Below are 12,792 nucleotides of genomic sequence, written 5' to 3'. Positions count from 1 at the left end.
GGAGGGGAACCGGTTCAGCCGATCTTCTGCCCGGTCTTCGCCCAGTCGGCGAGGAAACCTTCGATGCCCTTGTCGGTCAGCGGATGCTTGACCAGCTGCCGGATCACCGCGGGCGGCGCGGTCATCACGTCGGCGCCGATGCGCGCGGCCTCGAGCACGTGGATCGGATGGCGCACGCTGGCGACGAGGATCTCAGTCGTGAAATCGTAATTGTCGTAGATCAGCCGGATGTCGCTGATCAGCTGCATCCCGTCGAAGCCGTTGTCGTCGTGCCGACCGACGAACGGCGAGACGAAGGTCGCGCCCGCCTTGGCGGCGAGCAGTGCCTGGTTCGCCGAGAAGCAAAGGGTCACATTGACCATCGTGCCGTCGTCGGTGAGCGATTTGCAGGTCTTGAGCCCGTCGATCGTCAGCGGCACCTTGACTGCGATATTGTCGGCGATCTTCCGGACGATCTCGGCCTCGCGCATCATACCTTCGTAATCGAGCGCGACGACTTCGGCCGACACCGGCTTGCCCGGCACGATCTCGCAGATCTCGGCGACCACTTCGAGGAAATCGCGCCCCGCCTTGTGGATCAGCGACGGATTGGTGGTGACGCCGTCGAGCAGCCCCGCATCGGCGAGGTCGCGGATGTCGGCGGTGTCGGCGGTATCGGCGAAGAATTTCATGTGAGGCCCCTCAGGCGAATCAGTAGCGCACCAGCATCAGCCGTGCGCGGGTCGCCTTAAGCTTGTTGACCGAGACGCGATAGGTCCCCGGACGCAGCTTGTAGCGGACGATCTTGCGGATCGTCGAGCATTGGGGACCATGGCCGTGCGCTGCCGAGGCGAGCGGCTTGCCGCGGATCGGCGCGACGTCAATCCAGCCCGGCTCGCTGAGCGCGACGCCGAAAGTCCCCGCCTTGCGGATGCGAATTGTTGTCTGGATGGAATCGCCGCTGCGGGAGAGCGTCACCGCATGACCGGTGTCCAGCCCGCGCCCCGATCGCTTCCATCCGCTCAGCGGCGCGGGAAGCGCGGTATCATAGGATTTGCACGCCTGCGTGGAGAGCGAGAATATGAGTGCGGTCAGCAACATGGCGAGTCCCCCCCTTTTGCGCCGACTCTCGCCGGCAGAGCGGAACATAAGCGGACCATGGATGCGTAGCAACCGCGGCAAAGGCGACGTGACACTGTTGCTAAATTGTTGCTAGGAACCGCCGGAGCCGGGTCCGCTGTTTCCGAGGATATCGATCGTGTTGCGCCTTCTCCTTCTATCGGCAGCCCTGCTGTTCTCCCCGGCTATGGCCCATGCCCAGCAGGTCGATCACCAGCTGTGGCTGCAGACCAACGGTACGGTCACGATCGGTAGCCGTGAAAAGGTCACGCTGGAAGGGATCGGCCGCTTCAGCGATCGTGCCGAGGGCTTCTCGCACGCCGAGGCGGGCATATTGTTCACACACAAGACCGCGGGCGGCGTCGAGCTGTCGATCGGCTATCGCCATGTCGAAGACTGGAATCGCGGCGTAACGCTCCCGAACGAAGAGCGATTGCGGCAGATGATATTGGTCCCGTTCGGCAGCGGCTTTTCGGGCAGGCTGCGGCTGGAGGAGCGGTTCAACAGCAGCGGCAGCGAAGTCGGCGTTCGGCTGCGCCCGCGGCTCGGCTTCGATACGCCGCTGAACGACAAGGGCCTGAAGCTCTTCTTCACCCAGGAGCATTTCCTCAACCTCAACACCACCGGCTGGGGGCAACGTGGCGGCTATGAGCGGATGCGCAATGCAACCGGCCTCTCGTTCGGGCTCGGCGGCAAGCTGCGCGGCGAAGTCGGTTATCTCAATCAATACCGCTTCGGCCGCGACGGTCGCCGGGATCAGATGGATCACGCCGCCACCTTCACGCTTTCGTTCAACGTCGCGAGCATCGGCGACACCGGCGACTAGGGCGCGACCAGGGGGGGATTCCGTTTCGCGCGGAAATGCCCATATGAGGGCCGCATGCGCGCCCGCATTCTCGTCCTCCATCCTGCGCTCGGCCCTCTCGATTATCGCGTGCCCCAGGGCATGGCGGTCGAGCCCGGGTCGATCGTCGTCGTGCCGATCGGGCCGCGCCAATATGCCGGCGTGGTCTGGGAGCCCGAGCGGCTGCCGACCGAGGAGATCGGCGACAATCGCCTGCGCAACCTGATCGCGGTCGCTGACGCGCCGCCGATTCCCGAGCCGGTGCGCCGTCTCGTCGAGTGGACCGCCGATTATTATCTGAGCCCGCCCTCGGCGGTGCTCGCCATGGCGGTGCGCACCTCCGCGGCGTTCGAGAGCGCGCCGACAATCACCGAATATCGCGCGACCGGGCTGGTACCCGATCGCCTCACACCGCAGCGTGCGCAGGCGCTCGAACGGATCGGCGAGCGCCAGGGGCTGGTGCGCGAGCTCGCCACGATCGCCGACGTTTCCGAAGGCGTGATCCGCGGCCTGTGCAAGGTCGGCGCGATTGAGGCCGTGACGGTCGACACCGACAGCCCCTATCCGCTGCCCGATCCCGCTTTCGGTCCGCCCGATCTGAGCGCCGAGCAGGCGAAGGTGGCGGGCATCTTGCGGCGGTCGGTCGAGGCAAAGCGGTTCCAGCCCTTCCTCCTCGACGGCGTCACCGGGTCGGGCAAGACCGAAGTCTATTTCGAGGCGATCGCGGCGGCGATCGCCGCGGGCCAGCAGACGATCGTGTTACTTCCCGAGATCGCGTTGACCGAGCCGTTCCTGACGCGCTTCGCCCAGCGCTTCGGCTGCGAGCCCGTAGCCTGGCATTCGGGACTGCGCACCTCGCAGCGCCGCCGGGCGTGGCGGGCCATCGCGAGCGGAGAGGCCCTGGTCACGGTCGGCGCGCGCTCGGCCCTGTTCCTGCCTTATCCCAACCTCGGCCTGATCGTCGTCGACGAGGCGCATGAGACCAGCTTCAAGCAGGAAGAGGGCGTCCATTATCACGCGCGCGACGTCGCGGTGATGCGAGGCAAGTTCGAGGAATGCCCGGTGATCCTCGCCTCGGCGACGCCGGCGATCGAGACGCGCCACCAGGTCGAGCTCGGCCGCTACGAGGAGCTCAAGCTGCCGGGCCGCTACGGCCTCGCCGAGCTTCCCGATATCGAGGCGATCGACCTGATCAAGGAACCGCCCGACCGCGGCCGCTGGCTGAGCCCCAAGCTGATCCTCGCGATCGACGCGGCGCTCGAGCGCGGAGAGCAGTCGCTACTGTTCCTCAATCGCCGCGGCTATGCCCCGCTCACGCTTTGCCGGCATTGCGGCCACCGCTTCCAATGCCCGAACTGCACGGCGTGGATGGTCGAGCACCGTCTGATCCGCCGCTTGGCCTGCCATCATTGCGGGCACATGATCCCCACGCCCGAAATCTGCCCCGAATGCGAGGAGGCCGACAGCCTCGTCGCCTGCGGCCCCGGCGTCGAGCGCATCGCCGACGAAGTGGCGGCGCTCTGGCCCGACGCCCGCACTGCGATCGTCACATCCGACACGCTCTGGTCCCCCGCCAAGGCCGCCGAGTTCGTCCAGCGGATGGAGCATGGCGACATCGACATCGTCGTCGGCACGCAGCTCGTAACCAAGGGCTATCACTTCCCCAATCTGACCGTGGTGGGCGTGGTCGATGCCGATCTCGGGCTCGATGGCGGCGACCTGCGCGCGGCCGAACGCACCTTCCAGCAGATCATGCAGGTCTCGGGGCGTGCCGGGCGCGGCGAGAAACCGGGCCACGTCTATATCCAGACGCATGCCCCCGAAGCGCAAGTGATGCAGGCGCTGATCTCCGGCGACAGCGCCGCCTTCTACGCGGCGGAGACCGAGGCGCGGCGCGAAGCGGGCGCCCCGCCCTACGGCCGCTACGCAGCGATCATCGTGTCCAGCGAAGACAAGGCCGCGGCGGAGGAAACCGCGCGGATGATCGGCCGCACCGCGCCGCGTCGCGACGAGATGCACGTCTACGGCCCCGCCCCCGCGCCGCTCGCGATGCTGCGCGGCCGCCACCGCTTCCGCCTCCTCGTCCACGCCCGCCGCGCCTTCGACGTGCAGGACATGATCCGCGACTGGCTGGGCGCACTCGAATGGAGCGCCAAGGTCCGGGTGGCGGTGGACGTCGATCCTTACAGCTTCCTGTGAGCGGGAACCCGATGTCGATTTTGCTCTATTCGTGCCGCAGGACCTGACTTAGCTTTCCCCCGGGGCAGTTGGGGGAAGATTCACATGTTTCGTAGGCTCCTGGCGCTGGCATTGTCCTTCGTGGCGCCGTCTGCGCATGCGGCATGGCACGAAGCGAGCTCGAAGCACTTCGTCGTCTATTCGGAGCAGAGGCCGGAGAAGCTGCGCGACTTTGCAGATAAGCTCGAGCGGTTCGACAAGGCGATGCGCCTGCTTTGGGCCAGGCCCGATCCGGAGATCGGCCCGGCAAATCGGGTCACTGTCTACATCGTCGACGATATCGCCGATGTCGGCCGGCTTTCGAACATTCGCAACGCTGCGGGCGCCTATCAGGGCCGCGCCACCGGCCCGATCGCCTTCGTTCCGCGCGCCGCCGGCACCGATGAGACCGACCTCAGTGCAACTGCGATCCTGTTCCACGAATATGCGCATCATTTCATGTTCACGACCTGGCCGCACGCCGCTTATCCAAGCTGGTTCATCGAAGGCTTTGCCGAATTCCACGCGACGACGCGCTTCGAGAAGGACGGAAGCGTGGTCATCGGCTATCCGCCGCAATATCGGGCTTGGGGAATATTCCAGGACAGCCTGCCGCTCGAACGGATGCTCGCTCCTGACACGCGCAAGCTGAGCGAAGACCAGATACAATCGCTCTATGGCCGAGGCTGGCTGCTCACCCACTATATCATGATCGAAGGCAGCCGCGGCGACCAGGGAATGGCCTATCTCAAGGCGATCAACGACGGCAAGCCGGCGCGAGAGGCCGCGAAGACCGCTTTCGGCGAGCTGCGTACGCTTGATCGCGAGCTGGATCGCTATGCTCGCGGCCGATTCGGCGCACGCAAGATCGCGGCGAAAGCCGTCGCGCCGGAGCCGATCACGCTGCGCCGCCTGACTCCGGGCGAAGAAGCATTCATGGAGGTTCGGCTCCGTTCCACCGCGGGCGTGAATCGCGAGACTGCGCCGCGCGTCTATGCCGCCGCGAAGAAGGCGGCGGCTCCTTTCCCCGCCGACGCCCGGGTCCAGCGCTGGTTCGCCGAAACCGCCTTCGATGCGGGCGACTTTGCCGAAGCCGAGGCGGCTGCCGGGCGTGCCATCGCCGCCGATCCGAAGCTCGTCGAGGCCTATTGCTACAAGGCCCAGGCACAGATGGCGCAGGCGATCGGCAAGAAGGATTTCTCGGTCGAAACCTGGAAAGCGATTCGCAAGACGATCGTCGCCGCCAACAAGCTCGATCCCGAGGATCCCGAACCGCTGATGCTCTATTTCCGAAGCTTCGTCGATGCGGGCGCGACGCCTCCCGCGAGTGCGCGCGAAGGACTTTACAAGGCTTTCGAGCTCGCGCCACAGGATGAAGGGCTACGACTCAACGCCGCCCTCACCCGGCTGCGCGACGGCAAAACCGAGGATGCGCGCCTGACGATCCGGCCGCTGGCCTTCAATCCGCACGGCGGCGCAATGACGGAACATGCCTCGAAGATCCTGGCTGCGATCGACAGCGGCGACGCGGCCGCGGCCCTCAAGGAGGCCGAGGGTTCCACTGAAGCGGAGAAGCCGGGCGCAGACTAGCGGGCCACCCGCGCTCGAACGGAACTTATCCGATCCGCGCCGCTTGAACCCGCGTCACTTTTGCTCGAAAGCAGCGGCCAAATAGGAGGTCGCGTGGTGATGGTTCGGCGCTTGCTGATGCTGGTCGTACTGGCGCTCGCCTGGGCGGCCCCTGCGCGCGCCGACGACATCTCGGCCTCTGCCCGCGGCGTCGTGCGGATCGTCACCATCGCCGTGGTCGATGACGAAGTCGTCGGCTTCGGCCATGGCAGCGGCTTCGCGGTCGCGCCCAACCGCATCGTCACCAACGCCCATGTCGTCGAGCTCGCCGATCGCTATCCCGGCAACGTCGTGATCGGCATCGTGCCGTCGGAAGGCGATAAGTCCTATCAGGGCAAGCTCATCGCGATCGATCAGCAGCGCGATCTGGCGTTGATCGAGTTCACTGGGGTCCGGCTGCCGCCGCTGACGCTCTATACCGGTGCGCCGGGCGACGGCGAGGCGCTGATCGCGCTCGGTTATCCCGGCAATGTCGATCTGGCCACCGCGCGTTCGGCGGCCGACTTCATCAATCCGCAATCGCCGGTCCGCTCGCAGGGCGGCTTCGCAGGCACGCGCACGCTCCAGGGCACCAGCGTGCTGCTCCACACCGCGAACATCGCGCGCGGCAATTCGGGCGGGCCGCTGCTCGATCGCTGCGGCCGCGTGCTGGGCGTCAATTCGGCGATCACCCGCGCCGACGAAGGCGATTCGACCTTCGCTTTCGCGATTGCAGGGAACGAGCTCGCCGCGTTCCTGCAAGGCGCAAAGCAGCCCTTCGCCACCGTCAGCGTGCCCTGCACCAGCATCGAGGAGCAGTTGGCGCAGGAGCGTAATGCCGACGAAAAGACGCGGCTCGACGCCGAAGCGCGCGCGCGGGCAGACGCCGCCAAGAGCGCCAGCGAGCGCGAGGACGCCCTTTCCCAGGCGCGGGCGCGCAACATCATCGCGCGCGAGAACCATATGGCGGGGGCCGGGCTGCTGCTCGTCCTCGGCGCGCTGGCATTGGGCGGTGCCGGGCTGCTGCTCTCGCGCGATCGCCGGCGCGAGGCGATCTGGGTTGCGGCCGGCGGCGGCGTGCTGATGCTGGCAGCGGTGGTGCTGTTCCTCACCCGCCCCGGTTTCGACGAATCGCATATCCTGCCGATGCCGAAGGCGAACGCCGGGGTCGCCGTGCCTGATCAGATGGCGCTCGGCCGGATGACCTGCACGCTCGTACCCGAACGGAGCCGGATCACGATCTCGAACATCGATAAGGTCGAGCTCGATATCGGCGCGGACGGATGCATCAACGGGCGTACCCAATATGCCGAATCGGGCACGTTGTGGCAGCGCATCCTCGTGCCCGATCAGGATCAGACCGTCTCGGTGCTCGTCTACGATCCCGCGACCAGAACCTATACCAGCACGCGCTATCTGCTCTCATCCGAACAGATGGCGAAGGCTCGCCAGTTGCGTTCGGGCGTCGAGCTCAAGACCTGCTCGGCGGATCAGGCCGCGCGGGCCAATCTCGCCGCACAGCAACAGGCACTGCGCGCGGCGCTGCCGCCGGTCTATAACGAGAAGCTCGTCTATAGCTGCAGCCCGGCGCCATCCGGCCCTCCGACGGCAGCGGCGAAATAGCTCAGCCGCGATCCACCCGCGCGGCGAAGCAGCCGGGCCGCGCATTGTGGACGTGGAGGAACGCCACGGCGGGATCGGTGAACATCGTCTCGATCAACGGTTCGAGTGCATTTCCCTCCACGACGTCGGCGTTGGTCATCATCGCGTAACGATCGAACGCTCTTACCGACAATAGTCGAGTCGCGAGTTGCTCCGGTATCTCGTCAATATAGAGTGCTGGCGTCTCGGCCCCTTCCCGCACGAAGATCGCGTGGCGCGACCGATAAGGGCTGGCGTCGGGCAGATGCTCGTAATTGAGCAGCAGCAACACCTCGCCCGGCTCGGCATCTTCCAGCGTCACGCGGCACGGAAAGCCGGGCTTGCTGTCCGCCGTCATCCGCACGACCTGCTCGGCGGCGAGTGCTTCGTCCGACAGGCCATAGAAGCGCTGGAAGGGTGCCGGATCGAGCCCAGTGATGACATAGCTCATTCCATCACGCCTTCGCGTTTGCGCAGCACGCGCTTGCGATCCACGCCGTACGCATAGCCGCCCATGCTGCCATCGGCCCTCTGGGCACGGTGGCACGGGATCAGCACCGCGACGTGATTGGCGCCGCACGCAGTCCCCGCCGCACGCACGGCCCGCGGATTGCCGGCCTGGGTGGCGAGCTGGGCATAACTGCGAGTCTCGCCGGCCGGGATCGCGCGCAGTGCCTGCCACACCGCTTCCTGGAAGGCGGTGCCCTGCACGTCGAGCGGCAAGTCCATATCGCGGCCCGGCGTCTCGACCTCGCGCACGACGCGCGCAGCGAGGTTGGCGAGCGCCGCGCCGCCCGGCGCGATCTCGGCCGCCGGAAAGCGGCGCGCCAGTGCGAACTGATCCTCGTCGAAGGCGACGCGACACAGTCCCTTGTCGGTCGCCGCGATCAGCAGCGGCCCCAGGCTGGTCTCGGCGACCGTCCAGCGGATCGTCACGCCCGCGCCACCGCGCTTCCACGCGCTGGGGGTCATGCCGAGCCGGGCGTTGGCAGTCTCGTAGAAGCGGCTGGGCGCGGCATAACCCGCCTCATAGATGGCGTCGGTCACGCGCTCCTCCTCGGTCAGTGCGGCGGCGGCGCGGCGCGCGCGCAGCCCGCGGGCATAAGCGGCCGGAGTCACGCCGGTCCCGCGCTTGAACAATCGCTGGAAATGATGTGGAGCATAGCCGACTCTGGCGGCGAGCTCCTCGAGCCCCATCGGCTCCTCCGCCGCCTCGATCAGCGCCACCGCCTCCGCCACTGCGATCCGGTCGCGGCCGACCTCATCGGGCTTGCAGCGCAGGCAGGCGCGATAGCCGGCGTTCCGCGCGGCATCGGCGTCGGGATAGAAGACGACATGCTCGCGCTTCGGCCGCCGCGCCGGGCAGGTCGGCTTGCAATAAATGCCGGTGGTGGTGACTGCGACGATGAAGCGGCCTTCATAGGCGCGGTCGCGCGCGTCGAACGCCGCCCAGGCGGTATCGTCGCTGATGGTCTGCTGATTGCTCATGCAACCGATATAGGCTTGCCGGAGCAGCGCCACATCCCGCGACTTGCGTTCAAAACGAAAGCCCTTGCCCTGCGCAGCGCCAGGCGGCACCGTTAGCGCTAACAGGCCTCCGCAATTACGGACGGCGTGAGGGAGAGACGATGGGTTTCTGGCAACGGACCCGCGCACTGCGCTGGTGGATCATCGCGATCGTGATGCTCGGCACGATCATCAATTATCTCGTCCGCCAGACTTTGGGCGTGGTGGTCGCGACCGAAAGCTTCCAGGCCGACGTGCCGATGACCAAGGAGCAGTACAGCTGGGTCACCGGCGTGTTCCAGGCGTTCATCATGCTCCAGCCGGTGGTCGGCTACATCCTCGATCGCATCGGATTGCGCAACGGCATGGCGATCTTCGCCACTGCCTGGGCGCTGCTCACTTTCGCGCATGGCTGGGTGACGAGCTGGCAGGGACTGGCGGCGCTGCGCGGCGCACTGGGATTCGCCGAAGGCACGTCGCACACCGCGGGGCTCAAGGTCGTCTCCGAATGGTTTCCCGCGAAGGAGCGCGGGCTGGCGGGCGGCATCTACAATCTCGGCGCCTCGGCGGGCATCGCGATGGCGGGTCCGATCGTCGCGATCGCGGTCGTATGGTGGAACTGGCGCGCCGCCTTCTACGTCGCCGGCGCCCTCGCCTTGCTCTGGGTGGTGCTGTGGCTGCTTTATTATCGCCGGCCCGAGGAGCACCCGAACCTTTCGCCTGAAGAGCGCGCGCTGATCGAGACGGGCCAGGAAGCGCATGTCCAGGCGACCGAGGGCGCCAGACCGGCGGTTCTGTCGCTGCTCGGGCGGCGGAATTTCTGGGGCATCGCTTTGCCGCGCTTCCTCGCCGATCCGACCTGGGCGACGCTCACCTTCTGGCTGCCGCTCTATCTGAGCGAAGTCCGTGGTTTCAACCTGGGCGAGCTGGCGATCGCAGTGGTGCTCCCCTTCGTCGCCGCCGATATCGGCTGCCTTGCTGGCCCCGCCCTCGTGCTGTGGCTCGAGCGCCGCGGCATCGCGCTGATCGACGCACGGCGCTGGACCTTCACGATCGGCGCGCTGATGATGACGAGCATGATCTTCGTCGGCGGCGTCACCAGCCCGTACATGGCCGTCGCCCTGCTGAGCATCGGCGCCTTCGCCCACCAGACGCTGTCGGTCACCTGCATCACCATGGCAAGCGATCTGTTCCGCAAAAACGAAGTGGGCACCGTCGCCGGTATGGCGGGGACGATGGCCAATCTGGGTGTGCTGATCTTCACGCTGCTGATCGGCGCGCTGGTCGTCCGCATCGGCTATGATCCGTTCTTCATCGCGCTGGGCGTGCTCGATCTGATCGCGGCGGCATTGCTCTGGACGCTGGTCCGCAAGCCCGACCAGGACCCCGGACGCGAGAGCGGCTGGATTCCGATCGTGCTCGGCGCGATCCTCTCCGGCGGGTTGACGCTGTTCTACGCGAGCGGCGTGGCGCCCGCGCCGTGCACCCTTTTCACCAGCTTCAGCGCGTGCGACGTGCCGATCGCGATGCGCGGCATCTGGGGCTTCGGGCTGGCGCTCGCGTTGCTTGGCATCATCATCGAAATCCGCGCCCGAGGAACCCGCGCCGCATGATCCGCAATCCGATCCTTCCCGGCTTCAACCCCGATCCGTCGATCTGCCGCGTCGGCGACGATTATTATATCGCCACCTCGACCTTCGAATGGTTTCCCGGCGTCCAGATCCACCATTCGCGCGACCTCGCCAATTGGCGGCTGGTCGGCCGTCCGCTGACCCGCGCGAGCCAGCTCGATATGCGCGGCGATCCGGACAGCTGCGGCGTCTGGGCGCCCGACATCAGCCATGACGGAGAACGCTTCTGGCTGATCTATACCGATGTGAAGCGCTATGGCCGCACCACCACGGGCGGCGTATCGGGCGCGAGCCTGCGCGATTTCCATAATTATCTGGTCACGTGCGACACCGTCAACGGCGACTGGTCCGATCCGATCCATCTCAATTCGAGCGGCTTCGATCCCGGGCTGTTCCATGACGATGACGGCCGGAAGTATCTGGTCAACCAGCTCTGGGACCACCGCCCCGGCCGCAATCGCTTCGCCGGCATCGTGCTGCAGGAATATTCGCCCGCCGAGCAGCGGCTGATCGGCGAGCGGGTGAACATCTTCTCCGGCACCGCATTAGGCCTCACCGAGGCGCCGCATCTCTATAAGCGGAACGGCTGGTATTATCTGATCGTCGCCGAGGGCGGCACGGGCTGGAACCACGCCGTGACGATGGCACGCGCGAAGGATATTGGCGGCCCGTACGAGCTCCATCCCGACACTTATATCCTCAGCAGCCGCAGCCGCCCGGACGCGCCGCTCCAGCGCGCCGGCCATGCCGATCTGGTCGAGACGCCCGACGGCCGGACCTTCATGGCCTATCTCTGCGGCCGTCCGCTGCCCAATCGCGGCCGCTGTGTACTGGGCCGCGAGACAGCGATCCAGCCGATGGCCTGGGGCGACGATGGCTGGCTCTACACCGAAGACCGCAACGGTTTGCCAGTGCTCGAGGCGCCTGCGCTTGGCGTTTCTCCCTCACCATCGCGCGAGACCGAGGCGCGATACGATTTCGGCGACGCCGAACTTCCGCTCGACCTGCAATGGCTCCGCACGCCCGAACTCGACCGCATCTTCAGCCTGACCGTCCGCCCCGGCCATCTCCGTCTGTTCGGCCGCGAGACGATCGGCAGCCTGTTCACCCAGGCACTGGTCGCCCGACGTCAGCAGGATTTCTGCTACTCGGCCGCCTGTGCGATGGACTTCGCACCCGCGCATTTCCAGCAGGCGGCCGGGCTGGTCGCTTATTACAACAGCGCCAAGTTCCATTACCTCCATGTCAGCCATGACGACCCTGTCGGCCGTCACATCCGAGTGATGTCGGCGCTCCCCGATTCACCGCAGTCCGACGCCTTCACCACGCCGATCGCGATCCCCGACGGCCGCATCGAGTTGCGCGTGGAAGTCGACTACGAACGCCTCCGCTTCGCCTTCCGCGTCGAAGGGGGTGACTGGATTTGGCTGCCCGAGCAATTCGACGCGAGCATCCTCTCCGACGAGGCTACCCAGCCGGGCCTGCCCAACTTCACCGGGGCATTCGTGGGGATGGCCTGCCAGGATATGTCGGGTGCCGGACTAGCAGCCGATTTCGACTGGTTCGAGTATCGCGAGCGGCCGTATCGGGCGGACCCTACACGCGATTAATTGTCGAGGAACTGCCGGATCGCGTCGACGAGCTTCTGCTTGCGGTGGTGGCGCGTCGGCGGGATCTCAGCGTTGGGAGGTTCGGCAGGCTTGGCCGCCGCGGACTGGTTGCGCCCCAGCCGCTCGCGAAGCGCGGATTCCAGGTTGGCGAGCACTTCCTGATGGCCCTGGAACGCACGCGCCATCTTCGACTGCGGCAGCGGCACGAGGAACTCGCAACCGTGGCGTCCGCCGTCGCGCCAGATCACTTGCGCCTCGCGCGAGCCCGCGCCGGACAGGCCGATCGCGATCAGCGTGCCCGGCGGGAATTCGTCTTCCGAGACGAACAGGAAACCGGTGCGCGAGAAATTGTCGACCAGCACTTCGATCGGCTTGCCGTCGGCACCGCGCAAAATGCTCTCGCTCGCGACATGGAAGCGGATCGCGCCGCGCGGATCGACTTCGCCAAGGACTTCCAGACGCGCGACGAGCACGACGCATTCCCCAAAACTACAGGAGCCTCCGGGCTACGCGCCGGTTGGTTAAGAGAGTCTTGCGATCCGTGGTTTAGCCCCCGGAAACCAGCGCGAATACCGGCGTGGATTGACTTAGGGCAGCTTTGCTACCATATAGCCGCCCAGCGAGGCATCATGCAGCG

11 protein-coding genes are annotated in these 12,792 nt (G+C 66.4%); 6 read left to right on the top strand and 5 right to left on the bottom strand.

Annotated elements, in window-relative coordinates; all coding sequences use genetic code 11:
• Positions 1 to 14: 14 nt before the first annotated feature.
• Both fsa and ASE13_RS15050 read right to left on the bottom strand, forming a co-directional pair.
• Positions 15 to 671, bottom strand: a complete 657-nt coding sequence (gene fsa, locus ASE13_RS15055) for a fructose-6-phosphate aldolase (protein ID WP_056617489.1) — start codon at positions 669 to 671, stop codon at positions 15 to 17.
• Positions 672 to 690: 19 nt separating this feature from the next.
• Complete coding sequence (locus tag ASE13_RS15050) at positions 691 to 1,080, bottom strand: hypothetical protein (RefSeq protein ID WP_056617486.1); 390 nt, start codon at positions 1,078 to 1,080, stop codon at positions 691 to 693.
• 157 nt (positions 1,081 to 1,237) lie between these two features.
• Between ASE13_RS15050 and ASE13_RS15045 the strand changes: the two genes are divergently transcribed.
• The 4 genes from ASE13_RS15045 to ASE13_RS15030 all read left to right on the top strand — a co-directional run bounded on the left by ASE13_RS15045 (position 1,238) and on the right by ASE13_RS15030 (position 7,390).
• A complete protein-coding gene (locus ASE13_RS15045; RefSeq protein WP_156404909.1) occupies positions 1,238 to 1,924 on the top strand; it encodes a DUF2490 domain-containing protein in 687 nt (228 codons plus the stop codon).
• Positions 1,925 to 1,978: 54 nt separating this feature from the next.
• A complete protein-coding gene (locus ASE13_RS15040) occupies positions 1,979 to 4,141 on the top strand; it encodes a primosomal protein N' (RefSeq protein ID WP_056617480.1) in 2,163 nt (720 codons plus the stop codon).
• A gap of 84 nt (positions 4,142 to 4,225) precedes the next feature.
• Positions 4,226 to 5,749: a hypothetical protein gene (locus ASE13_RS15035; RefSeq protein ID WP_056617477.1), complete on the top strand. Its 1,524-nt coding sequence runs from the start codon at positions 4,226 to 4,228 to the stop codon at positions 5,747 to 5,749.
• Between the two features lie 99 nt (positions 5,750 to 5,848).
• Positions 5,849 to 7,390: a S1C family serine protease gene (locus tag ASE13_RS15030; protein WP_056617956.1), complete on the top strand. Its 1,542-nt coding sequence runs from the start codon at positions 5,849 to 5,851 to the stop codon at positions 7,388 to 7,390.
• Position 7,391: 1 nt separating this feature from the next.
• On the opposite strand, the gene ASE13_RS15025 is transcribed toward ASE13_RS15030, so the two are convergent.
• Positions 7,392 to 7,859, bottom strand: a complete 468-nt coding sequence (locus ASE13_RS15025) for a DUF1203 domain-containing protein (protein WP_056617474.1) — start codon at positions 7,857 to 7,859, stop codon at positions 7,392 to 7,394.
• The gene (gene ada / locus ASE13_RS15020) at positions 7,856 to 8,896 is read right to left on the bottom strand and encodes a bifunctional DNA-binding transcriptional regulator/O6-methylguanine-DNA methyltransferase Ada (protein WP_056617953.1); all 1,041 of its coding nucleotides are present in this window, start codon (positions 8,894 to 8,896) and stop codon (positions 7,856 to 7,858) included. Before ada ends, ASE13_RS15025 begins: the two co-directional genes overlap by 4 nt.
• 140 nt (positions 8,897 to 9,036) lie before the next feature.
• Between ada and ASE13_RS15015 the strand changes: the two genes are divergently transcribed.
• On the top strand, positions 9,037 to 10,527 hold the full coding sequence (locus ASE13_RS15015; protein WP_082596827.1) for an MFS transporter: 1,491 nt from the start codon (positions 9,037 to 9,039) through the stop codon (positions 10,525 to 10,527).
• Positions 10,524 to 12,155 (top strand): glycoside hydrolase family 43 protein, encoded by a 1,632-nt coding sequence (locus tag ASE13_RS15010; protein WP_056617471.1) that lies wholly within the window; start codon positions 10,524 to 10,526, stop codon positions 12,153 to 12,155. Before ASE13_RS15015 ends, ASE13_RS15010 begins: the two co-directional genes overlap by 4 nt.
• Here ASE13_RS15010 and ASE13_RS15005 read toward each other — a convergent pair.
• The gene (locus tag ASE13_RS15005; protein ID WP_056617470.1) at positions 12,152 to 12,628 is read right to left on the bottom strand and encodes a PilZ domain-containing protein; all 477 of its coding nucleotides are present in this window, start codon (positions 12,626 to 12,628) and stop codon (positions 12,152 to 12,154) included. The genes ASE13_RS15010 and ASE13_RS15005 overlap by 4 nt on opposite strands.
• Positions 12,629 to 12,792: the final 164 nt, after the last annotated feature.

This window comes from Sphingomonas sp. Root241 (assembly GCF_001428865.1).
GTDB lineage: Bacteria > Pseudomonadota > Alphaproteobacteria > Sphingomonadales > Sphingomonadaceae > Sphingomonas.
Note: the sequence above shows the minus strand (reverse complement) of the source record. Positions and strands in the feature narration are given on the sequence as shown.